Source organism: Nitrosospira sp. Nsp14 (genome assembly GCF_900113575.1).
Classification (GTDB): domain Bacteria; phylum Pseudomonadota; class Gammaproteobacteria; order Burkholderiales; family Nitrosomonadaceae; genus Nitrosospira.
The window spans coordinates 17,957-41,960 of record NZ_FOPV01000015.1; the positions used below are offsets into that span (position 1 = coordinate 17,957).

At 54.9% G+C, this 24,004-nt stretch carries 19 protein-coding genes; 7 read left to right on the top strand and 12 right to left on the bottom strand.

Features of this window, described 5'->3' with window-relative positions; genetic code table 11:
- Window positions 1-300: 300 nt before the first annotated feature.
- On the top strand, window positions 301-1,677 hold the full coding sequence (gene mpl, locus BM022_RS10615) for a UDP-N-acetylmuramate:L-alanyl-gamma-D-glutamyl-meso-diaminopimelate ligase (RefSeq protein ID WP_091139159.1): 1,377 nt from the start codon (window positions 301-303) through the stop codon (window positions 1,675-1,677).
- Window positions 1,678-1,804: 127 nt separating this feature from the next.
- Here mpl and BM022_RS10620 read toward each other — a convergent pair whose 3' ends face one another.
- Window positions 1,805-2,329, bottom strand: a complete 525-nt coding sequence (locus BM022_RS10620) for a DUF3617 domain-containing protein (RefSeq protein WP_091139161.1) — start codon at window positions 2,327-2,329, stop codon at window positions 1,805-1,807.
- Between the two features lie 325 nt (window positions 2,330-2,654).
- On the opposite strand from BM022_RS10620, the gene BM022_RS10625 reads away from it, so the two are divergent.
- Window positions 2,655-3,314 (top strand): ankyrin repeat domain-containing protein, encoded by a 660-nt coding sequence (locus BM022_RS10625; RefSeq protein WP_091139162.1) that lies wholly within the window; start codon window positions 2,655-2,657, stop codon window positions 3,312-3,314.
- A gap of 82 nt (window positions 3,315-3,396) precedes the next feature.
- On the opposite strand, the gene BM022_RS10630 is transcribed toward BM022_RS10625, so the two are convergent.
- Both BM022_RS10630 and BM022_RS10635 read right to left on the bottom strand, forming a co-directional pair.
- Window positions 3,397-4,674: a cytochrome P450 gene (locus BM022_RS10630; protein ID WP_091139164.1), complete on the bottom strand. Its 1,278-nt coding sequence runs from the start codon at window positions 4,672-4,674 to the stop codon at window positions 3,397-3,399.
- A gap of 57 nt (window positions 4,675-4,731) precedes the next feature.
- Window positions 4,732-6,954 carry a di-heme-cytochrome C peroxidase gene (locus BM022_RS10635; protein WP_256209123.1) on the bottom strand — a complete coding sequence of 741 codons (2,223 nt, stop codon included), beginning with the start codon at window positions 6,952-6,954 and terminating at the stop codon, window positions 4,732-4,734.
- A 666-nt stretch (window positions 6,955-7,620) separates the two neighbouring features.
- On the opposite strand from BM022_RS10635, the gene BM022_RS10640 reads away from it, so the two are divergent.
- From BM022_RS10640 to mgtE, 5 genes are all read left to right on the top strand, one after another.
- Window positions 7,621-9,474 (top strand): ribonuclease catalytic domain-containing protein, encoded by a 1,854-nt coding sequence (locus BM022_RS10640; protein WP_091139166.1) that lies wholly within the window; start codon window positions 7,621-7,623, stop codon window positions 9,472-9,474.
- Between the two features lie 138 nt (window positions 9,475-9,612).
- Complete coding sequence (locus tag BM022_RS10645; protein ID WP_091139167.1) at window positions 9,613-10,470, top strand: energy transducer TonB; 858 nt, start codon at window positions 9,613-9,615, stop codon at window positions 10,468-10,470.
- Window positions 10,471-10,610: 140 nt separating this feature from the next.
- Entirely contained in the window at window positions 10,611-11,438 is an 828-nt protein-coding gene (aroE, locus tag BM022_RS10650) for a shikimate dehydrogenase (RefSeq protein WP_256209124.1), read from the top strand.
- Between the two features lie 8 nt (window positions 11,439-11,446).
- Window positions 11,447-12,142 (top strand): monofunctional biosynthetic peptidoglycan transglycosylase, encoded by a 696-nt coding sequence (mtgA, locus tag BM022_RS10655; RefSeq protein WP_091139171.1) that lies wholly within the window; start codon window positions 11,447-11,449, stop codon window positions 12,140-12,142.
- 400 nt (window positions 12,143-12,542) lie between these two features.
- Complete coding sequence (gene mgtE / locus BM022_RS10660; protein WP_091139172.1) at window positions 12,543-13,985, top strand: magnesium transporter; 1,443 nt, start codon at window positions 12,543-12,545, stop codon at window positions 13,983-13,985.
- Between the two features lie 126 nt (window positions 13,986-14,111).
- Here the strand turns inward: mgtE and lysA are convergent, their stop codons facing one another.
- The 9 genes from lysA to BM022_RS10700 all read right to left on the bottom strand — a co-directional run bounded on the left by lysA (window position 14,112) and on the right by BM022_RS10700 (window position 24,002).
- Entirely contained in the window at window positions 14,112-15,383 is a 1,272-nt protein-coding gene (lysA, locus tag BM022_RS10665; RefSeq protein ID WP_091139174.1) for a diaminopimelate decarboxylase, read from the bottom strand.
- Complete coding sequence (locus BM022_RS16455; RefSeq protein WP_371264325.1) at window positions 15,380-15,514, bottom strand: LPS translocon maturation chaperone LptM; 135 nt, start codon at window positions 15,512-15,514, stop codon at window positions 15,380-15,382. Before BM022_RS16455 ends, lysA begins: the two co-directional genes overlap by 4 nt.
- Before the next feature lie 340 nt (window positions 15,515-15,854).
- On the bottom strand, window positions 15,855-16,610 hold the full coding sequence (locus BM022_RS10670; RefSeq protein WP_177191696.1) for a M48 family metallopeptidase: 756 nt from the start codon (window positions 16,608-16,610) through the stop codon (window positions 15,855-15,857).
- A gap of 35 nt (window positions 16,611-16,645) precedes the next feature.
- Window positions 16,646-17,371: a lysophospholipid acyltransferase family protein gene (locus BM022_RS10675; RefSeq protein WP_177191697.1), complete on the bottom strand. Its 726-nt coding sequence runs from the start codon at window positions 17,369-17,371 to the stop codon at window positions 16,646-16,648.
- Window positions 17,368-17,901: a D-glycero-beta-D-manno-heptose 1,7-bisphosphate 7-phosphatase gene (gmhB, locus tag BM022_RS10680; protein WP_091139176.1), complete on the bottom strand. Its 534-nt coding sequence runs from the start codon at window positions 17,899-17,901 to the stop codon at window positions 17,368-17,370. Before gmhB ends, BM022_RS10675 begins: the two co-directional genes overlap by 4 nt.
- Complete coding sequence (gene glyS / locus BM022_RS10685; protein WP_091139178.1) at window positions 17,898-20,075, bottom strand: glycine--tRNA ligase subunit beta; 2,178 nt, start codon at window positions 20,073-20,075, stop codon at window positions 17,898-17,900. Before glyS ends, gmhB begins: the two co-directional genes overlap by 4 nt.
- Window positions 20,072-20,977: a glycine--tRNA ligase subunit alpha gene (gene glyQ, locus BM022_RS10690; protein ID WP_091139179.1), complete on the bottom strand. Its 906-nt coding sequence runs from the start codon at window positions 20,975-20,977 to the stop codon at window positions 20,072-20,074. The genes glyS and glyQ overlap by 4 nt, the downstream gene beginning before the upstream one ends.
- 149 nt (window positions 20,978-21,126) lie before the next feature.
- Complete coding sequence (gene lnt, locus BM022_RS10695) at window positions 21,127-22,626, bottom strand: apolipoprotein N-acyltransferase (RefSeq protein WP_091139181.1); 1,500 nt, start codon at window positions 22,624-22,626, stop codon at window positions 21,127-21,129.
- A 203-nt stretch (window positions 22,627-22,829) separates the two neighbouring features.
- Window positions 22,830-24,002 (bottom strand): sensor histidine kinase, encoded by a 1,173-nt coding sequence (locus BM022_RS10700; RefSeq protein WP_091139183.1) that lies wholly within the window; start codon window positions 24,000-24,002, stop codon window positions 22,830-22,832.
- Window positions 24,003-24,004: the final 2 nt, after the last annotated feature.

Genomic DNA, 24,004 nt, shown 5'->3' on the forward strand with positions numbered 1-24,004 from the left:
GAGGAGAGGTATCCGGAAAAGGGCGCCATCTCGGCCCGGGCGCATCGCCGTTTTCAGATTGGTAGGTCTCGCGTCACCGGTATGTAGGCATGGCGGCACGTAGCGCATCGGCTCCGGTTTTGCAGAAATCGAGGGTGCCTTTCATGGGGGCTTGTTGCCCAGCTTGGCCAAATGGTAGGCTGAGGCCGAACAAAGCCGTAAGTGTAACAAAAAACGGAAGCCAAACTATACGCACGGTTGTGTGCAGTTAAACTTAATTTTAACCGTAGAATGTTGCTAGCGCCCAGTAGGAGTTGAGGTTTGCATATTCATATACTTGGAATTTGCGGCACCTTCATGGGCGGTATCGCCGCCATCGCGCGTGAGGCCGGCCATAAAGTAACCGGCTGCGACACCGGGGTCTATCCGCCGATGAGTACCCAGCTGAGGTCTCAGGGGATTCAGTTGACGGAAGGGTTTTCGCCTGACCAAACCAAGCTCAACCCGGATCTGTTCGTGGTGGGCAATGTCGTGACCCGTGGCAATCCGCTCATGGAGCAGATCCTTAACCTTAACCTTCCCTATGTTTCAGGCCCACAGTGGCTTGCGGAGAACGTGCTACGCGACAAATGGGTGTTAGCGGTCGCCGGCACCCATGGAAAGACAACCACCACGTCCATGCTTGCGTGGATACTCGAATACGCACGGATGGCTCCGGGATTCCTGATCGGCGGCATTCCTGAGAACTTTGGGCTATCAGCCAGACTGGGCAGTTCCAGCTTTTTCGTCATTGAAGCCGACGAATACGACACTGCTTTCTTCGACAAACGCTCCAAGTTTGTACATTTCCGGCCCAGAACCGCGATTCTTAATAACCTGGAATTTGATCACGCCGACATCTTCGACAGTCTTGCAGCGATTGAACAGCAGTTCCACTATTTCGTGCGCATCATTCCCGGGGGCGGCCTGATCGTCGCCAATGGGCGCGAGGAAAGCTTACAGCGGGTATTGGCTCGGGGGTGCTGGACCCCGGTCGAACCGGTAGGGGTTGCAAACGGCTGGGAAGGAAAGGTTTTGCCCGATGCCGGGATCTCCATCCATTTCAAGGGCAATCCTCAGGGATTATTACGCTGGGATCTACTCGGGGAACACAATCTCATGAATGGGCTGGCGGCGCTGGCGGCTGCGCGTCACGCTGGCGTGCCGGTCAACGTCGGTATCGAGGCGCTGAGAGAGTTCAAGAACGTCAAGCGGCGCATGGAAGTCCGCGGCATCAGGAACGGCGTCACGGTATATGACGATTTTGCCCATCACCCGACAGCAATTCGAACCACTCTTGATGGCTTGCGAAGCAAAGTGAAGGGTGCGCGCATCATTGCCGTGCTGGAACCTCGCTCGAACACGATGAAAATGGGCGTTTGGAAAGACAGTCTGGCGGATAGCCTCGTGGCAGCGGACCAAGTGTTTTGCTATAACGCACATCTTGGTTGGGATGCGGGGGGAGCGCTAGGTCCCTTAGGCAAGAGAGCTCAAGTCTATGACAACCTGGATCAACTGACCGCAGCCATTACCACTACTGCCCAGCCCGGCGATCACGTGCTTGTCATGAGTAACGGCGCATTTGGAGGCCTCCATGACCGGTTGCTTGTGGCCATGGACAGGGTGGCGGCGGACGAGCATGACCCGGTGGGGCGGTGAGGCATCGGATGCGAATGAGTTCGCTGGGGTAGTGGTAAAGTATCGGCGAAGACTCGGGGCTTTCTCCTCAGTGGTGTTAAAAAGGCGCGGTGGATGAACAGCCCGTTATTTAGTAAGTTCGAATGCCTCAGTACGCGGCTTTGACGGGGCTACAGCTTGCGCTAACCCATCGGCCAGTTACGTCTGCGTGCTCGTCGAACGGGTTTCCCTGGAAGACACCGTTAAATTGGGTTTGTCCGGAGAAGCTCTCGGGGCTGGCAAATGTTCCCTCCGCTGTCCCGTTACCCTTGAACTGAGCGTTCGCACACACCAGTTCCGTTCGATATATGCTTCCGGTCCGGGTTGTGTTTTGAGCGCTACACCCTAATTGCGTCTGATGAAAGTAGGCGGGGATTTCCTGCTCGGTCATCTCCGGAGTGATGCAGACTTTAGACTTGGCTGCTCCATTCTGGACTTGAGGCATGTCGAAGCCGTGTTGCTTGGCCAGACTGGTCAGTTTTTGCATCGTATCGGCGGGGATCTGTGGTACCAGTGCCAACAAAAGTGATGTGGTTGTCAGCTCCCACAACCCGGGGCGTATTGTCCCACTTTCTGCTGAGCTTGCTGACGACGCTGCCAGTAACAACGATATCGAAAGAAGGATTTTACGCATTGAATCTCCTCAGAAGGGGTTGGTCAGATCGAGCGATCTTGGACGCAATATAATCGGCGGGTATTACGGTTTTCTCTGGCCTGATGTTCGGCTTGACACAGTCAGCCTGAGGTTTGAGCCCAGCAAATTCAGATGGTTCAGCGGGATTGTCCCCGACGTTTTTTTCGTGAACTGATGGGCCGCGTGCCCATGTTGCAGCAGCGAGACGGCGGACAGGGCCAACTGCGATCCAAGTTGCCGCGCTGAGCGGAAGCCGAGGCCGAGGCTGAGGCCAATCAGCAGGCGGACAAGAATAACAGGAAACTATCAAGTAAAGGAGACTGAAGTGACCAGACTACTGATACATACACGTGTTTTGAGTGCGCTGGTGGCGTTATTCCTTGCTTCCCCAAGCACCTGGGCGAATATGGGGGGCAGCGAGCTCATCGCTGCGGCGGGGAACGGCAACCTCGCGCGGGTCAAGGTGCTGCTTGCTACCAAGGTTGATGTAAATGCCAGGGGGGACGATGGCACCACCGCGTTAGTGGCGGGGTCGCAGAGTGGCTATGAAGAGGTGGTGCGGGCACTACTCGACGGCAAAGCTGATGTGAACGCCAAGACCAGCAACGGTACCACCGCCTTGATGCGGGCAGCGCAGAACGGCCACGTCGACGTGATAAAAGAGTTAATTGCCGCCAAGGCGGATGTGAATGCCAGACGAAACGATGGCATCACGGTCCTGATGCAAGCCTCGCAGGAAGGACAAGCGGCGGCCGTGCGGATGCTGCTTGCTGCGGGAGCCGATGTGGACGCGCGGCTGGAGAACGGCGCGACTGCGCTAATGCTGGCGTCGCAGATTGGACATGTGGGCGTCGCGCACGCGTTGATGGCAGGCAAGGCGGATGTAAATGCCAAGGCCGGTAACGGCGCGACCGCGCTGATGCTGGCATCCAAGTATCGTCACCAAAATCTCGTGCAGCTTCTTAAGGCGGCGGGTGCAAAATAAAAGAAATAGCCGGGTAAGCGTAGCGCATTCCCGGCCATGCCGATCGCCGGTCAAACCCCGCCGGATCAGGACCGATGCTGCTTTATTGCGTCGTCCAGGAAAGATCGTACTGTTCGGGGAAGGGGCCCGCCTTGTAATCGATCGGGGCCTTTGGCTTGATACCTTCCCTCACAAGGACTTGGCGCACCATTTCGGGGATCATTTCCCGGCCGACGTACCGGCCCAGGCATTCATGACTACCGAAACCGAAATGAAAGTAGTTATACCAGTTGCGCTGCGGCATGAATTCGTCGGGCTTGTCGAACGCGCGCTCATCGAACATGGCAGATAGCGTGACGGGCAGAACATGGCTACCGGTACGCAGCACTGTTTCATGATCGGTTCCTTTGGCCACCGCATAATCGCTCGCGGTGGTACGAAATAAGTACGGCGTGATAGGCACAAAACGCAGAGCTTCCCATACGTAGCCATCGAATTCTGCGGACGATTGCGCTTGTGCGGCAGTTTTTGCCTTGGCCACCCATTCCGGCCGATCCAGCAGATACTGCACGACCTGTGCAACCGCTTGCGCAGTGGTCTCGATAGCGCCGATCAATAGACCGCCCGCATTCAGTCCCAGGCGCTTTATATCGAAATCCATCTGTTTCGGAAAATCGGTCCGCAACATTCTGGTGACGATATCGTCATCGAGACGCACCAAGGTAGAGAAGGTAAGTTCCTCCGCCTTGACTTGCAGGGTGCGGCGGGCGATAAGCTCGACAATGAATTTACCCAGTTCTTTTGAAGTTTCGTTATGCTTGTCGATAATGTACTGCGACTTCTCGGGGGGTAGCAAATCGAAGGGCTGATTGTGAAAAGTGTCGACCTGATTCCAGTACGACCACTCGATCAAATCGCGGCGTTTCGCTCCGGTAAGTCCGAAATATTCCCGCACCAGCGTTGCCGGCACCATGCGGCAATAGCTGTTCACCAACTCGATATTGCCGCTGGCATTGTCAAGTATCTCCCTTGAGACATTCGCGACCATTTCTCGCACTTTTGGGAGATCGTCGCGATTCAGCATGGACTGCATGAGGGATTTCTCGCGTGTGTGCAGCGCGTCGTCGTCATGCATCATCAGGTAATCGGCCATCTTTGGAGCATATGGCTGCACCGTGAATACCTTGGGCATGCTCAGCACTTCCCTGACCTCGTCGAAACGCGTGACCAGGGTAAATTTCGGCGTCACGAGAATGGGACGTTTTTGGCGTAATTCCTTGAAAAATGGTAGAGGTTCGGTATCAATCCAGCGCCGCGCGAGATATGATTTTTCTGTATCGGCAGCGGCGTCGTACTGCTCCAGGTAACTGGCTGTGCTCATCGGTGGCTCCCTATTAACTTTGTTATGGTAGTCGAAACAGAATCAAATTAATCGGAATCATAGCGTTTTCAAATACTCGAGCAGATCCAGGCGCTCCTCCCTTGACATGGGGTACAGGCACTTGTCTTTAATGGATGCGTCCAAATCCTGATCCTTGATGGTTTCGTCGGCACACTGATCTTTGATTTTTTGATCCACCAGCCCATCAGCCTCATTGGCGAGGCGCCTCGCCCCGTATTCATGGCCGGCGTTGCTATTTCCTTTCGTATAGCCACCTTTATCGTCCTTGATCCCTTTGGTATTAAAGACAAAGCCGCCATAACCGCTACTCTTGAAGCCGACTTTCACGGGGTCGAATTCGCGCGAACCGACTTCAAACTCGTCAGGACGGTACTCTCCGCCTTCCGGGTCGCCCGGACGTTTCTTCGGTAGCAATAAATCATAGAGGGTTGGAACGGACCCGTTATGCAAATAGGGTGCCGTTGCCCAGATGCCATTCAGCGGCCGGGATTTATACGATTTGAGCGATGCGACGGGATTGGCGGTGGTATCCGGATCGTAATCACCGTGCTTGATGGAAGCCTTGATTTTATTGTCGCGATAACCGGTCGACAGATTGTAGGCCCACTCGATCCAACGCTGTAGAAACCACTTATCGGGTTCCGGGGTTGCGATGACACCCTGAGTAACCCGGGTCAGCAGCGCTGAAACCGGTGCCCGGCGGTCGATCAGGATATCGCCGACACTGACGTTTACATACTGGTTGCGCAAGATACCGGAGAAACCCTGGTAATTTACGCTGTTTTCAGCCATTTGGGCGTCCGTCCCCGTGTCGGTGGCTCGCGCCATGTGTGCCACGACACGTCGGTCCGGGTCGTCCCGCACAATTCGCGTGTGGCAGCTCACGCAATGTTTGTTGAACAGCGATCTGCCATTCGCGAGAAGAGTCTTGTCGACTGGTGGAAGTATATGCTCCGGCCAGACCGGCGATTGCAACTGCCACAGGCGTGATTCGATACGACGAAGATTAAGGACATTGACTGATGATTTATAGCTGATATGGTTTCCGTAGAAACCCGTTCCGGCGACGAGAGAGGATATCGAGAATCCCTTGCGTTCCGACCAGTCCAGCGTACCGAAAACGCCGATCGCTTCCCCGGCATTGCGTCCAATTGCTTTCAAACCCGAATTTTCAGTCAACCCGTTCCATTGGACGTAATCATGCTGAGGCGTGTCCCACAGGAAGGGGTAGCTGACCGGTGCATTGGGTGCGTTGAACAGCTTCTTTCTCAGGCGTCCGAGCGATTCCCACTCATTATTCTTGCCCAAAGTCTTCAAAAGGTTGGCCAGGATTTGATCGCGCTCGGCTCCAGTAAGGATGTTGTCGCCGTCAGGGCCCAATATCGTCTCCAATTCCTCCTGACTTATCGCCCCTGGCCTGACTATTCGTGGGTCGCGCAACAGCTCTCGCAGCTCTCTTGCCGTAATGATGTGCTCCAGCACCCGATTGTAAATGCGTCCGAAGGCGTCCAGCCGTGCGTATCCGTAGTGGGTCGTACTGTAGTTTATGGTGATGTAATTGGCTAGGCGGTCGGTATATTTCCTGAGGTCGGCGTTGACGTCGGCTTCAGTTTTGTATGCCCCCCGTGCCATTACATTTTTCACGAATCGCTCACGCGCACCGTCATTTTCCAGCGTTGCTTTCAAGGCGCGTACCATATCGGCCATGAAGGTTTCCATATCCGCGCCTGCCGGTCCCCCATCAATACGGATACCTTTTCCCTGATAATTTATCTGGGTGGTATGACAGGCAGCGCATGTCAGACCGATATAATCATTGCCTTTGTAGGTGTCTTTAACGAATCCGACTGGTAGTCCGTCCGGGTTGCTCGAAGTCGGTTTTTGCGGAAGATACCGGTAGCGATTCATGTTGTCGTTGGATCGAAACGGCTCGGAATCGCCTTTTTTCTCCAGTACCATGAAGAAATCGTAGGGCAGCATGTTCGATCCCTGCGTTACGGTATAGAACCATAAACTGTCCGCAGGCTTCCAGTTCTGTGGGAGATACTCCACTGTGCCAAAGTGATCGCCAAAGATATCCTGCTTCACCGTTGTTGCGCCCCGGTCCGGATCAGTGTCAAGCGATGCGCACGCGGGCAGGAGGGCGATGACAACAAATAATAAAGGAACAAGGAATACGCGCCGGTTTTCCGACGCGACGAAACACTGTTTCAAAGCGACCCCCTTCTGACCGAGATGATTAAAGATGAGCAAGAGCATGGTTCCTATTCCATTCATTATAGTGGATTCCCCGCCAAAACCAGGCAGCTAACGAAATTTACTGTTGAGATTCAAGCTGGACCTGACGTCTCGCTCGACTCGACTGGCCGGTAACAACCAGTGCTGAAAAGCCGCTACAAGGGGGCGATTTTGCATCAGCGGCGAGAGAAGTACCGAATGTTACGCGCAGATGCAACGAGCCTGTTTAACCTACGGTCGGGAAGGCACAAATCTGAAGCAGAGGGAAAACTTTTAACCGTCGTTACACTCCAACGAGGGGAAATTTCCTCCGCTCCGGCATTCGTATCGCCAGATGCAACCGACATGCGTGATGGGCATGGGCAAGCTTCCCGGTCTTGTACTAAAGCGTTTATCCGGTTCCAGGCTCGTCCTGCGGAGGACGGGTTCAGGCTATAATTTTAGGCGGCGGTAAACGGTCCCGCCAAAACCCGGATTCCTGGACCGAGCGGGTGTACGGTTTTACTGCCATGAATCACGAAGTTTCACCTGTAGCAAAAACTCATAGGAAGGGTTGCGGTCAGCTAGCGCAGTTCACAAGCGCGCTCGTATCCCGGCGCGCAGGGCCCGCACTTTGCGGTATGTGGTCATCTGTGTGCAACCGGCAGTTCCCGAAACTTGTTTCTTAATTCGTAGGCTCTCCTAACATTGAACGTTTTTTACGAAGAGGAAGGCACTTTTAAAGTAGGTTCGGTCCTCGCCGACAATACGACGTCGCTTCACGTAGAGGCGCCACACGGCAAGCGCGCAAAAATAAAAGCGGCTTCGGTGCTGCTGCGCTTTGACGCACCATCTCTGTCAGAGTTTATGGATGTTGCGCAAAAAACCGCGGAGAATCTGGACCCGAATTTTCTTTGGGAGTGCTGCGAGAGTGAAGCGGAGTTCGCCAGCGATACGCTGGCTGCGGATTATTTTGGTCACGCAGCGACGCCTGAGGAAGCAGCGGCGGTGTTGATCCGGCTACATAGTGCGCCCATGTATTTTTATAAGAAGGGACGCGGGAGATATAAGGCTGCACCACCCAAAGCACTTGAAGCAGCGCTTGCGAGTCAGGAAAAAAAACGCCGGCAGGCGGAACAGCAGGCGCGCTATATCGAGCTCCTGGAAAAATTTACGCTACCAGAAGAATTCAAGCCAGCGCTTTTCAATCTGCTTTACCGGCCCGACAAGAATACAGTCGAGTGGAAGGCGCTCGAAACAGCTTGCGCCTCAACCAAGCTGAGCGTTTCCCAACTGCTTGAGAAGTGTGGGGCAATACCTTCTACGCATGACTATCATCTCAACCGTTTTCTGCTTGAGCATTTTCCCGCAGGCACGGGCTTTGGAAGCGTCGATGCCGGCGAGTTGATCGATCCGGTCGATTTACCAGTTTCGGATGTGATGGCATTCAGCATAGATGATGTCACCACAACCGAGATTGACGATGCGTTTTCCGTCACGCCGCTGACTTTAGGCAGCTTCCGTATCGGTATTCATATTGCGATCCCGACATTGGGTATTCCCCCAGGCTCGCCGCTGGATGCAGCAGCGGCACAGCGTCTGTCCACAGTGTATCTCCCTGGCTACAAGATCACCATGCTGCCCGAAGCCGTGATACAGCATTATACGCTGTGCGAACAGAGGGTGTGTCCGGCGCTTTCGATGTATCTGGACGTGGCGGACGACTTTACGATCATCTCGACAAACAGCCGCATCGAACAGGTGAGAGTGGCCGCCAACCTGAGACACGACACTTTGGAGGAGCACTTCAACGAATCGAGTCTGGCAAGCGGTAACGTCGATCACCCTTTCGGCAAGGAATTGTTCACGTTATGGAAATTTGCGTGCAAGATGGAGGCCACACGCGGAAAGGCCAACGACAGCAATAACGAAAAGATCGATTACAATTTCAGTGTTACGAATGACCGTATTGCAATCGGCCAACGCCGGCGTGGGTCGCCGATGGATAAGGTGGTGTCGGAGCTGATGATTTATGTGAATTCCGAATGGGGCAGGGAACTCGCGAACCACAGCATCGTCGGCATCTATCGCAGCCAGGGTAACGGAAAGGTGAGGATGAGCACTTCTCCTGCGCCTCATCAGGGTCTGGGGGTTGCTCAATATGCCTGGATCAGCTCTCCCATGCGCCGTTACGTCGATTTCATCAATCAGCGCCAACTGGTTGCCCTTTTGCGTGGAGAACCGCCGCCTTACGCAAGAGATTGCGAAAGTTTGAAAACATCCATGCGCGATTTTGAGCTCGCATACGACATATATGGGGATTTTCAGCGCAGCATGGAACGCTATTGGTGCTTGCGCTGGCTATTGCAGGAAAACGTCGTGGCGATGAGCGGACAGGTATTGAAAGAAAATCTGGTCAGATTCGATCGGTTGCCGCTGGTTGCACGCGTATCCTCGCTCCCTGAGCTGCCTCCGGAAACGAATATTGAAATAGAGGTTTCCCAGATCGACTTGCTGGAACTCACCTTCCACGCCAAATTCCTGCGGAAATTGCAGTCATAAATGGGCGAGTTGCTGTGACGGGCGGGCGGTTATTGTTTACAATGACGGCACTTCTACCGCCTGATTCGCGTACTCCTTTCAGATTTGAGCGCTGTCCCCACCATCTCCGGCCCTGGTTCCCAGATACCCCCTGGCGGGATGTTCGGGACGTCGTCGCGCCTGAACGTGGCAATATTCCTGTCAGTTATTCTGCACGCCATAGTGTTGTTCGGTGTCAATTTCCAGTTTCCATCGACAAAGAATGAGCACGCCGCTCTCCCGCTGGAGGTGGTGCTGATAAACCGAAATTCGATCTCAAGACCTAATAAGGGCAACGCGCAGGCCAATCTGAATGGCAGGGTCAATCCTGATCGCAGCAGCGGTACCAAAATGCCTTTTCCGTCCGCTCCACAGCACAAACGCATGGTGGACGGGGAGTCAGCCTGGCAAGAAACGGAACAATTTGAACAGGAAGCGCAGCAACAGATTACTGCGCCCGATAGCGAAGAGAGGACGTACCCATCTGATCCCTTTGCGGTTCAGCCGGAACAGAACCAGAACATCGGCGATGCGACTGATCTGGTTCAGCGCAGCCTTGAGATCGCCCGGCTGGAAGCCCAGGCTTCCCGTGGCTATGACGCCTACCAAAAGCCGCCCAAACGCAAATTCATCGGGGCGCGCACCCAGGACTACCGCTTTGCGCGTTACGTTGAGGATTGGCGCCTCAAAGTGGAACGCATCGGGAATCTTAACTACCCTGAGGCAGCCAAACGAGAGAAGCTTTATGGAAGCCTGCAGCTGACCGTGGGTATAAAGTCTGATGGTGGCCTGGAATCGGTCGAGATCAACCGGCCGTCGGGAAAAAAGATGCTGGATGAAGCAGCGGTGCGGATTGTAAAACTGGCCGGGCAAAACGGATTCGCTCCGTTTCCGCCTGACATCAGCCGCGATATCGACGTTCTGCATATTACCCGCACCTGGGTATTTACCCGCGCCGATCAACTGGCGAGTGAATGACCGCCGTATCGCCGGGTCGGAGCGCGCAGAATGTCCTTGGCCCAGTCTGACGTTCCCGCAGGAAAACTGAATTCCGATGCTGGGCGATTATGCCCAGCAGGGCAAGCGCATCGACGACTTATTCAGAAGCTTCTTGTACGTTGAATAATGTTGACCTCTATGCCGTTATCGGCAACCCCGTGGCTCACAGCAAGTCGCCGCTGATCCATGCGGCATTCGCACGGCAAACCGGTCAGAGCATGCGTTACGAGGCGATACTTGCTCCGGAGCATGCCTTCTCAGCTACTGTTGCAAGTTTCGCGCAGCGTGGCGGAAAAGGCTTGAATGTGACCGTTCCATTCAAGCTGGAAGCCTGCAAGCTCGCCGATCGGCTGACCGAGCGAGCCGAGGCTGCGCAGGCGGTTAACACGCTTGCATTCGGTTATAACTTTATTCTGGGCGATAATACCGACGGCGCGGGGTTGGTACGCGACATCTCAGGCAACCTGCAATTTCCGCTCCGCGCGGCCCGGATTCTGCTCATGGGAGCGGGTGGAGCTGCTCGGGGAGTATTGCTGCCGTTGCTGCAACACCAGCCACGCATGCTCATGATCGTAAATCGTAGTCGGCCGAGAGGGAACGAGTTGCAGGAACGGTTTTCCCGCTACGGAGCGGTAATGTCGTGCGATTATGCCGATCTTCGAGGCCAGCAGTTTGATCTTGTCATCAACTCCACCTCCGCCAGCCTCAAGGGGCAATTGCCTGCTCTGCCGTCGGGTATCTTCGCCGAAGGCGCCCTGGCGTATGACATGATGTACGGGACCGGGCATACGCCGTTTCTGCAATTCGCGCAGGAGCAGGGCGCGGCGCGATTTGTTGATGGCCTGGGCATGCTGATTGAGCAAGCGGCCGAATCCTTTTTCATATGGCGGGGGATCAGGCCAAAAACGGCTCCGGTCATCGAGATGCTCAGATCTCAGCCGAGATAGTCTGAAGCGTGCGATTCCTCAAGCGTTGGTTTCTGCGTCTCTTTCTCCTTTTCCTGGCAGCGGTTCTGGCTTACCAGCTGTGGATATTTGGCCACGTGGTTTACTGGAACGCTTACAACCCTTCCAGCACCGCTTTTATGCGCGACCGGTTGGGTTCGCTACAACAGAAAAATCCCGCGGCGATGTTACGCGTGCGCTGGGTACCCTACGAGCAGATAGCGCAAAGCCTCAAGCGAGCGGTTATCGCGGCCGAGGATGGCAAGTTCCCGGACCACGAAGGTTTTGATTTCGATGCCATGCAAAAAGCCTACCAGAAAAACCTACAAAAAGGCCGCGTAGTTGCGGGTGGTTCAACCATCAGTCAGCAACTCGCCAAAAATCTGTTCCTTTCCGGAGAGAAGACCCCTGGGCGCAAACTCCAGGAGGCCGTTATCACCTTTATGCTGGAAAAAGTAATGTCCAAACGAAGAATACTAGAGATCTATCTGAACGTGATTGAATGGGGCAACGGCGTCTTTGGTGCGGAGGCGGCCACCCGCTATTATTACGGCGTTTCAGCATCTTCCCTCAGCGCGGAACAATCCGCTCGTCTTGCCGCCATGATTCCCAATCCCCGGTTTTATGACCTTAATCGCAACACGCCCTGGTTGTTGAAGAAAACCGGAATCATTCTTAGGCGAATGCCGTCGGCAACCGTTCCCTGACATTTCGGTTCGTCCACACTCCCCGAATACCCGCTTTGAGTTCGCTCCCCTCCCTGTCATAATACCTGCCCTCGTTTTCCGACAATCAGACAATCCTATCTCGTCCGGGGAAACGGGAACAAGCTCTAGCGGAGCGGCCTGCTGGTAAAATCCGACATGCTGGCCGATCACTCGCGAAGACCTAACTCGCCTTAATTATCTTAATAGCGGTATCAGGCGCGCAATACGGCGGTGAAGCCCTTTTTAATCGCACTCCGAGAGGAATAGCGGTTGCGGGGAGATAATCCGCTTCAGGCGTCTGCGAAGAAAAATGGTGTTGCGCGGCCAGCGCATACTCCATCATAGGGCTGCCGTTGCGTCCGCGCTCGGCTTGTGCAGAGGTTTCCAAAGGCTATCCGCCATGACAAAAGCAAACCACCTCAGGGAAACAGACAACGTGCAAGAGCATTTGCAACGGGTGCTCCATCTGTTGCACAAGCATAAGCTGGTGGAAGGCCTCGTGCATACGCAGCAAATGCCGCGTCATGATCTGGTGGAAGCGTTGGTGCATAAGCAGAACTTGGCGGAACTGCAAAAACTTCTCGACAAGCTGCATCCTGCCGACGTTGCTTACATCCTGGAGGCCATGCCGCTTGAAGATCGTCTCTTGATCTGGGATCTGGTCAAGGCTGAGCGAGACGGTGAAATTCTGTTGGAGGTTTCCGATGCGGTGCGCGAAACGCTGATCGCCACCATGAACAGCGGCGAAATGCTGGCCGCAGCCGAGCAGCTGGACGCGGATGAAATCGCCGATCTGGCGCCTGATCTTCCGCAGTATATTCTTGATGATGTGTTCCAGTCGCTTCCCATGGAGGAGCGAGAGAAGTTACGCGCCGCGATGTCCTACCCCGAAGATTCCGTGGGGGCGTTGATGGATTTTGACGTGGTTACTATCCGCGAGGACGTAACACTGGAAGTGGTGCTGCGCTATTTGCGCCGGCTGGATGAGTTGCCGGATCATACCGATCAACTGTTCGTAGTAGATCGCAACGAACATCTCAGAGGCGTGCTTCCGATCAACCGCTTGCTCGTGAGCGATCCAAACGGGCAAGTTGGCTCAGTGATGTCAAGGCAGATGGTGATGCTTTACCCGAATGAAAAGGCGCACGAAGCGGCCCAGGCGTTCGAGCGTTACGACCTTGTATCGGCCGCGGTGGTTGGCGCTGAGGATAAGCTGGTGGGACGCGTGACAGTGAATGCGGTGATGGATTTCATTCGCGAGGAGTCGGAAAGCGAAGCGCTGAGTCTCGCCGGCTTATTGCAAGAGGAGGATTTGTTCGCCCCCGTATGGAAGAGTTTTAAGAACCGCTGGACATGGCTTGCGATCAATCTGGTAACGGCATTCATTGCATCGCGCGTCATCGGCATATTCGAGGATTCGATCGAAAAACTGGTGGCGCTGGCTGCCTTGATGCCCATTATCGCCGGCATTGGCGGCAACTCCGGCAATCAGACCATCACCATGATTGTACGAGCGCTCGCGTTAGGACAAGTCAATGTCAGCAATGCGCGTACGCTATTCGCCAAGGAGTTGGCGGTGAGTGCGGTAAATGGCCTGGTGTGGGGAGGAGTGGTGGGTTTATTTGCCTATTTTATTTACCACAGCATGGCTCTCAGTCTTGTTATGACATTGGCAATGATGCTCAATTTGCTGCTGGCCGCACTACTGGGGGTGCTAATACCGCTAACCCTCTACAGATTGGGTCGCGATCCCGCCACGGGCTCCAGCGTGCTGATCACGGCTGTTACCGATAGCGGCGGCTTTTTCATTTTCCTGGGTCTTGCCACTCTTTTTCTGGTCTAGCAAATATGGGACTCCGTTGCTACGAGCGGTAGTGGTAATGGTAGTTGTGACATCATACATTATGAGGTGTTGGAATGCGCACGATGAAGACGGCTCGTTATCGCGTCTTCTCTGTGGTAAGCGGGTTTATCCGGGAATTCGCGCGGGAAGAATTCGTTCTTGTGCGGTCAGTTGTTCCAGTGATTCGCGTTCGCGGATCAGATGGCATTGATCGCCATCCACCATCACCTCAGCCGCGCGTGGGCGGGTATTATAATTCGAGCTCATGCTCATGCCGTAAGCGCCGGCCGACATGATAGCGAGTAAATCGCCCTCCGACAGCGCAAGATTGCGGTCGTGCCCGAGGAAATCGCCGGTCTCGCACACCGGACCAACAACCTGATACGGTATGGCATTGTCCGCGTTCGCGGCGATTACCGGAAGAATTTCATGATATGCATCATAGAGCGCAGGGCGCATCAGGTCGTTCATCGCCGCGTCCACAATGGCGAAATCCCGGTGCGGCGTATGTTTCAGATACTCGACCCGGGTGAGCAGTAAACCCGCATTTCCCACCATTGCGCGGCCGGGCTCGATGAGGATGCGCTGCTTGCGGCGGCCTACACAGCCGGACAACGCAGCCACGTACTCCCGCGCCAGAGGCGGTGTTTCACGGGAATAGGAAATCCCCAAACCGCCGCCTAGATCCAGATGACCAATTCGTAAGCCCCGGGCTTCAAGGCGGTCCAGTAGTCCAAGCATTTTGCCGCAGGCTGCAATAAAAGGATCGAGTTCAGTCAGTTGCGATCCTATATGGCAATCCAAGCCGGTAACGCGGATGTTGGTAAGGCTCTGCGCAGAGACATAAACCGTTTCGGCTTCTTCAAACGGAATCCCGAACTTGTTCTCCTTCAGCCCAGTCGAGATATAGGGGTGAGTTTTGGCATCGACATCGGGGTTGACCCGCAGGCTCACTGGCGCGATCTTATTCATGTCTCGCGCCACCTGATTCAAAACCTTCAATTCCGCTGCCGATTCCACATTGAAGCAGAGTATGGCTGCGGCCAGCGCCGCCCGCATTTCATCAGGGCGTTTTCCCACCCCAGAAAATACAACTTTTCCCGGATCGCCTCCCGCTTTCAATACCCGATGCAGCTCACCGCTGGACACGATATCGAAACCGCTGCCGAGTCCGGCAAATAGATTGAGGATGGCGAGATTTGAGTTGGCCTTGACTGCATAGCATACTAGATGGTCACGGCCGGCAAACGCGGTGTCAAATTCGGCGAATGCGGCAACAAGCGCCGCGCGCGAATAAACGTAACACGGCGTTCCGAATTCGCGGGCGATGAAGTCGAGTTGGGCCGATTCGCAATTCAGCTTGGCATTACGATAGTTGAAGGGTGCGGCGTGACTCACTTCCGCTTCTCTTCATCTTGGGATTGCTGAGGTTGCGGTGTTTTTGTTTCCTGGGGAAGATAGAGCGGAGCCTTCAGGCCGCACGCGTTGAGCAGCAAGAGTATCAGTACCGTAGTGCAGAAGGTGCGCATGGAGTATCGTTACTAAACGGGAATACAAAATACTACCATAAAGAAGTCGCCAGCCACATGGCCGTCACATACAGCGATGGGAAGGCCGCCATCGGGCTGCAGGAGCAGTGGCGCCGCGGAAGTCTAGGAGAGTATCAAGATGAGTATTGTCATGATCGAATTGGATCAGTGGCAACCGGGAAGACTTATCGAGCTCGGCAATCCCCAACACCACATGTTCAAACTGGACTTCGATTTGTTCCAGTAAAGCGGCCGCTCCGGCCATGCACAGCAGTATGGGAAATGGCAGGAAGTTATCATTCTTGGCGGCGATTGCTGGGTGACGACTCAAGAGGCATCATTAGCCAGCCGTTCGCAAGCGCTTCCTTGCGGCCTTATAGTCGGGATATACGCTTCCCACCATTTGCCAGAACGCGGGCGAGTGATTCATTTCGATGAGGTGGGACAATTCGTGGGCCACGACATAATCCACAAGATCGAGTGGCTTTTGGATCAAGCGCCAGTTAAGGCGGACTATCCCACTTGAGTGGCAACTTCCCCACAAGGTTCGGGCACGAGATAGCCGTAGCTGAGGCAGTGCAACGCCAAGCTTTTCTGCGTACAGCGTCATGCGCTTGCTAAAACATTCCTGCGCATGATCATGATACCAGTCCATCACGGCGCGCTCTATCTGTTGCGCGGTCAGCAGGGATGGAAGCGGTAAGTTAAGCTGCTTTTCCTCTTCCCCGGCACCTGTCTGCAGGGGGATCATGCGCACCATTCCGGCTGGCGTAACGGTCACTCGCCAAGGTTCTCCCAGCAATGGAAAAATGCTTCCCTCCTCCCATGCGGGCCCGCGAGGTTTCCTGTTTTTCCATTCATTCAGCTTTGTAACGATCCAATCTGCTCTGTTCTGCAGGACTGATTCAACCCACTGCATGGTTTCCCTGACCGGAATGCGAACCGTCAAACCGCTGCGATCTATCCTCATACCAATTGTTTGTCTTCTGCAGCGCATGAGGGTATATGTGACCTCGCGGCCGTTCAGGCGGATACGGCGAAGCTCCCCGGCGTTTAGCCCCTTTTCTTTTTGGGTTCTCGTTAAAGCTTTTTTCATGCTCACACTGTTTATGCGATGTTTGAATGGCGCGATCAGGCGGCCTCGCCGATGCGGATCACCTCCGCTTCGATCCAGGCTTCGACTCTGGTATTGAGATCGCCGGGTTCCATACCTGCAGGATCGATCGGTTCGCCGATGCTTACCGTGATTGTTCCGGGCAGCTTCAGGAAAGAATTCCTGCCCCAGAATTCGCCTGCATTATGTGCAACTGGCACCACCGGCGCCCCGGTGTGGGTTGCAAGCCACGCACCGCCAATGCCGTATTTGCCCTTTTTCCCCGGGGCAATGCGTGTCCCCTCCGGGAAAATTACTATCCAGAATCCTTGCTTAAGCCGGTCTTTTCCCTGTTCGACGATCTGTTTCAGTGCAGCTTTACGGGAGCTGCGATCGATGGCGATCGGGCTGGTCAAGGCGAGACCCCAGCCAAAAAATGGCACCCGCAACAGTTCTTTCTTGAGAACCCAGACCTGAGCGGGGAATATCTGCTGAAAGGCGAGTGTTTCCCAGGCGGATTGATGCTTAGATAAAATAATGCTTGGAACCGCGGGAATGTGCTCGACGCCTTTGATTCGGTAGCGAATACCGCAGATGAGGCGGAGCAGAAACAACATTATGTGAGCCCAGCCAGACGTAATGCGATAGCGGCGGATCGGTGGAAGAGGAAACGCAGCCAATATGATGAGAAAGTAAAGCGGGGTGATGATAATCTGCAACAAACTGTATAGCGTCGAGCGCAGCACCGTCAGAACCGAATTCATTGCGTTAAGGCATCAACGGCGGCGGCGAGGTTGGGAAATATTTTAGTGTTTTCCGGTAATCCGCCGGCCGCGGTCGTTTTGTTGCCTTTGCCGGTCAGTACCAGGAACGGTTCCGCCCCGACTGCGGCTGCGGCTTGCAAGTCACGCAGCGAGTCGCCGATCGCTGGCACCCCCTTCAGCTCCAGGCCGAACCGGTCCGAGATCTCTTTGAACATACCTGTGGCGGGCTTTCGGCAATTGCAATGGTCCGAGCTCGCGTGCGGGCAGAAAAACATTGCATCAATCCGCCCTCCTGTCTGGTTGACGGCCTTGCACATCTTGTCGTTAATGGCGTTGAGGGCCACCATATCCAGGAGCCCACGGCTGATACCGGACTGATTTGTTGCCACGACCACCCTGAAACCTGCCTGGGTCAGGCGGGCGATAGCTTCAAGGCTGCCAGGAATTGGTTTCCACTCGTCGGGGGTCTTTATAAAGGCGTCACTGTCATAATTGATAACGCCGTCACGATCGAGAATAACGAGTTTCATGCCAGCCTTGAAATATCTGCGACCCGGTTCATTGCCTGCTGCAGCTGGGCAAGTAACGCCAGTCGGTTGTGACGAAGCGACTCATCCTCGGTGTTGACCATGACGTGATCGAAAAAACCGTCCACTGGGCCCCTCAGTCCAGCGAGTATCTGCAAGGATGTACTGTAATCGCCGTCTCTGAATGTCTTCTCGGCCTCGGGCGCAATGCGGCTCAACGCGTGGTACAAGTCCTGTTCCGCAGGCGCTTGTAACAGCGCGGCGTCCACCTCGGCGTTTATACTTACATCTGCTTTTTTAAGGATATTTCCGACCCGCTTGTTGGTGGCAGCGAGGCTTTCTGCTTCCGGCAATGCCGCAAAAGCGCGGACGGCATACAAGCGTTTTTTGACATCGTGCAGCATTTGAGGGCGCAGGGCTAGCACAGCATCGATCTGCTGTGGAGAGAAAATACGGTCCGCAGGTTCCACGGAAACTCGCTTGCTCGATTCAAGCGCTTGTTCATCAAACGACTCGATGCTGAAGTAGTGGCGAAGCCGCTCGTAGATGAAACGGTTCAGCGTTTCCGAGGTATCGTTGATACGTCGGTTAAAGACATTTTCCGCTTCCCGCAGCAATGTATCCAGAGGCAGCGGCACTTCCTGTTCGATCAGTATGCGAATGACACCCAACGCATGCCGGCGCAGAGCGAACGGATCTTTATCTCCTGTCGGAATCTGGGCGATGCCGAACATGCCAACCAGCGTTTCCAGCTTATCCGCCAGCGCCACACTGATGCCTGTCAAATTGCGGGGCAGCTCATCTCCTGCAAAACGCGGCTTGTAATGATCTTCAATTGCATCTGCCACATCGTCGGACAAACCGTCGTGTTTGGCGTAATAGCGGCCCATTATGCCTTGCAACTCCGGAAACTCGCCCACCATATCCGTCAGCAGGTCGGCCTTGCACAGCATCGCGGCTTCACCGGCTTGTGCGGCCAGCTCGTTGCCGCCCAACTGTAATCCAATCGCCTGCGCTACAGCCCATATCCGCTCCACCCGCTCCGCCTGTGTACCAAGCTTATGGTGATACACGACGCGGCGCAATCCTTCCACACGCGATGCCAGCGTTTTCTTTCGATCCTGATCGAAGAAGAATTTAGCGTCTGCCAGACGCGACCGCAGCACCCGCTCGTTGCCAGTAATGATCTCGCCGGCATCAGGCGGACGAATGTTGGAAACGATCAGGAATTTATGGGAGAGCCTGCCATTTTCATCCAGGAGCGGGAAGTATTTCTGATTTGCTTTCATCGTGAGAATCAGGCATTCCTGCGGCACATCCAGGAATGTCCGGTCAAACGTCCCCACCAGCACGTTGGGTCTTTCAACCAGCGCAGTGACTTCGTCCAGCAGCGCTTCATCCTCGATCATATTCAGGCCTTCCTCGGCCGTGGCGGCCTTCAGCTGGCGTATGATTGCATCACGGCGTTTTACAAAGCTCGCGATAACGGCGCCTTCAGTCTCCAGTTGGTGTTCATAGCTGTCGGCATTCCTTAGTTCCACTGCCTTATCGTTCACCTCAAAGCGATGCCCTCTGGTTGCACGGCCTGCAGTTAGACCCAGCGCTTTGATGGGTACAATGTCTGTCCCATGCAGTGCGACAAGTGCGTGCGCGGGGCGCACAAACGTTTCATCCGTCCAGCCATCTGCGAGCTGATAGGTCATGGCCTTCGGGATGGGCAGGTTTCTAATTACGACAATCAGGCACAGGTTGAGAAGTTCACGTAGAGGCTCACCCCCGTTCGTTCCCTCAAGGTAGACATACTCAGTCGTGCCGTCAACGGATCGCACCAGGCTGAAGTTTCCGCGCTCGATGTCAATTTCACCGATCTCATCTTTTGCCAAACGCTTCCGAAGCGCTTGGCTCCAACTGCTGTCCGGATTGAATGCAATCGACGACGGCATCAGTTTCTTCTTTTCCACGCGCTCAGGCGTACCGGAGCGGACATCGGTAATGTGCACGCCGAGTCGGCGGGGGGACGCATAAGCTGTAGCGCGGCTCGTTTCCTCCAGCAAGCCTTGTGCCTTCAGCTGCCCGAATAGTTCGGTGGCGAAACTGTTCCCCAATTTCCAGAGGGACTTCGGGGGCATCTCTTCGACGAGTAGTTCCACCAGCAGGTTTCGGACGGCGTTACTCAAGCTATCTTCTCCAGCAACGGCTCCGCCCACGCGCGAGGCGCCATCGGAAAACCAAGGCGTTTACGGCTCTCGTAATAGGACAGGGCCACGCTGCGCGCCAAGTCTCGAATTCGCGCAATATATGCGGCCCGTTCGGTCACGGAGATTGCGCCACGCGCGTCCAGCAGGTTAAAAGTATGGGCGGTTTTCAATACCTGCTCATATGCCGGCAACGCCAGTTCCTGCTCCACCAGATATTTCGCCTGGCCTTCATGGGCGGCAAAGGCGTGCAGCAGAAAATCGACGTTACTATGCTCGAAGTTGTAGGCCGATTGCTCGACTTCATTCTGGTGGTATACGTCAAAATAGGAAAGGCCTTCGGTCCAGGTCAGATCGAAGACGTTTTCGACCCCCTGCAGATACATTGCGAGCCGCTCCAGGCCATAGGTAATTTCGCCTGTAATTGGCTTGCAACCCACGCCGCCTACCTGTTGAAAATACGTGAACTGGGTCACTTCCATCCCGTTCAGCCAGACTTCCCAGCCCAGGCCCCACGCGCCGAGAGTCGGGTTTTCCCAGTCATCCTCGACGAAGCGGATATCGTTCTGTTTCAGGTCCAGGCCGAGCTCTGTCAGCGAGCCGAGATAAAGTTCAAGAATGTCGGATGGTGCTGGCTTCAGCACGACCTGAAACTGATAGTAGTGCTGCAGCCGATTCGGATTTTCGCCGTAGCGGCCGTCTTTTGGCCGACGCGCAGGCTGCACGTATGCAGCCTTCCAGGGTTCCGGGCCAAGCGCTCGTAAAAACGTTGCAGTATGTGAGGTTCCCGCGCCCACTTCCATGTCGTAGGGTTGGAGGAGTGCACAACCCTGCTTATTCCAATACTGTTGGAGTGTAAGAATGGTTTCCTGAAATGTGGGCATCGAACGTAGAGATTTTTTATATTGGTTTTAACGATGCAATAGAAGGCTCGCGCATCGCCGGAAACGGGGTGAAAGGGCAAGGTATCTACCCGTAAGAGCGTAAACGATTTTGCTCGGCTTGCGCTGGAACCCTGCCACGATAGCGAATTTTACAGGTTTTTGCGCCTGCCGCGGGACGCCGGCAACAATGCAGCGAACAATATCATTCCCGCCAGTCCCAACACCAGGCTGTTGCCGAAGCGGACATATGGGGTCGCGCCAGCAAAGCCCTGTGCCATGCCGTGCAGCGCGGTTGTGGTAAAGACTTCTACTTGTTGCAGCACGACTCCACGTTCATTGATGATGGCTGTCACGCCCGTATTGGTGGCGCGAAGCATGTAGCGTCCGGTCTCCAAAGCGCGCATTTGCGAGATCTGCAGGTGCTGCCGTGGCCCGATTGACCGACCAAACCAGGCGTCGTTGCTGACGTTGGCGAGCAGTGTGGCTTGAGGCAGTTGGCGGATGATCTCTTCGCCGAACACGTCTTCATAACAGATATTCACTGCCACGCGCTGTCCGGCGATGTTCATGGGTTGCTGGTCGAGTCCGCCCCGCGAAAAGTCCGACAGAGGAATTTTCAGTACATTGATGACCCATCCGAACACCAGCTTTAGCGGGATGAATTCACCGAATGGAACGAGGTGATGTTTGCGATAACTCTGATCGGGGGAGGTGCCGAAGCTGAACATGGAATTGTAATATTCGTTGCGCCCGCTCGGCGCTTCAACCATGCCGACAAGAATATCCCCATCATTCTGTCTTGCATGGTTGGCAAGCTGGGCCAGGTAAGCGGGCGCCACCTCGTCGCGGAACAATGGCACTGAAATTTCCGGGGTAATGATCAGGCGGCTCCTGCTCTCTGCTGAAAGCCGGGCATAAGTGTCCATCGAGGTAACGATCTGATCGGCGCGCCACTTCATATCCTGGGAGATATTGCCTTGTAACAGGCTTACCGTTACCGGTTCGCCTAGGGGCTCAGTCCAGTGGACATGCTGCAAGCCGAAACCGGCGAGCCAGATTGCGAGCAGAGGTAAAAAATAGCGCCGGTCGCGGAGTTTCGCTTGAAAAAGCAGTGCGAGGAGCGCGGCACTGCATACAACTATGAGCGAGATACCATATGCGCCCACTACGGGAGCAAAACCCGCCAGCGGGCTCTGCGGTACTTGCGAGTAACCCAAGGTCAGCCATGGAAAGCCGGTAAACAGTACGCTTCGCAACCAATCAGATAATGCCCACAACGCGCCTGCCGCCAACGCCCAGATTATTGGAGACGCGACGCGCAGTTGCTTTAGCGCCCACCCTGTAGCCGCAGGGAACAATGCCAGATAAGCGCAAAGAAAGATAAGAGCAAGCACTGCGATTGGCGCGGGCATTGCGCCAAAGTCATGCAGGCTGACGTAAATCCATGTTACGCCCGCGCTGAACATACCCATGCCGAAAGAAAAGCCGAGCAAAGCCGAGTGAAATGATGTCGCGCTTTCGCGCCAAAGATGGCACAGTACCGCCAGCGTGAAAAGTGGGATCGGAAAAAGATAAAAAGGCGCGAATCCAAGCACCGTCAGCGCGCCGAGCAGGAGAGAGAGCGCGAGTTGCAGGCGGATTCTGGTCATCGCGCATTATCCCGGATGCGGCGTCTGGACGGCGAGGGAACGCCATTTAAGTGCAGGGCCCGGGCATCATGGAGCCGCGCGACGTGTCCGCGTCGGAACGTGCGGCCCCTGTTGGCCGTGAAGTGCAAGTATGAACGGGAACGCATCAATGCCGGCGGCCATCGAACCGATAACGAATAACAAACGAAAAGATTTAAACGGCCTCAGACAGGCGCCGGCGCGTAGCTGGGCAACACCAGTCGAAAGGTCGAGCCGACATTGAGTTTCGACTCGACCGCCAACTCGCCGCCCAGAAGCCGGGCAGCTTGCGCGGCGATCGTCAATCCCAGCCCGACACCCGGTTGGCCGTGTGTTTCACCGCGCTTGAAGGCATCGAACAGATTGCTCAAATTTTCCGGGGCGATACCCGGGCCCTCATCGCTAATACTGAGTACCCAGCCAGTGCTTTTGCCTTCCATTCCGTTCCGGGCCATGATTCTTATAGTGCCGCTTGAGCTGTACTTTACCGCGTTCCCCAGGAGATTCTGCAACACGAGTGTCAATAAGGCCTCATCGCTATTGGTCTGCGCGCCCTCCGGCACGTCCACATCCAATTTCAATCCTTTGGACTGCGCTTCGTGCTGCGACTGATTAGCTATCTCTGATAGCAAATGCTTCAGATCAACGCGCTGAACATTAACCTCGGCACACTCCTGCCGCAACTGCTCCGCCTGCAGCAACTGATCCATGCCCGAGGTCGTCTGCAGGATAGCCCGCTTGATAGACTCGATATCCTCTACGCTTTTAGCATATTCCGGCGCTTTGGCAAGCCTTGCCGCGAGAAGCTGCAAATGAAGCATGGCGTGATTGAGATGATTGCGAAGGTCATGCGACAGAAAGGAAAGGTATTTGGACTGGGTGTCAGTAGAGGCGCGAATCCTCTGCTGAAGATGTTCTGTGAACGCAATAACGCCAACCTGAAGGGCGGTGTCGATGGCCATATTCAAGGCGACATTGCTGCGGGCATCCATACCGCCATCAAGCGCCTCGGAAACATGTTCAATGACTATTCTTCGAACCAGCCTGTATTCGACGATCAATTCACGGATGTTATAGTTCTCATGAAACCGCGTTGCCCCGTGGCTTCTGCTGCCCTTGATCAGTTCTCGGGTGGCATGCGGTTTGCCCGACGCCAATGCCTCAGCCATCTCCTCCAGGATCGAAGGCAGCGAATTCCGCAGCTGTTGCAGAGTTAGCTCATCGGCGGTAGGAAGCGTGCTGCGCACTGCAATTTCCCACTCAGGGATGATGAAATCGGCGCGGGCGCGTATCGCGGCGGCGAGATGGGGAAAAGGGTGATGTGCAAGTAAATCAAGTGTCAGATCGTCTGTGGACATGA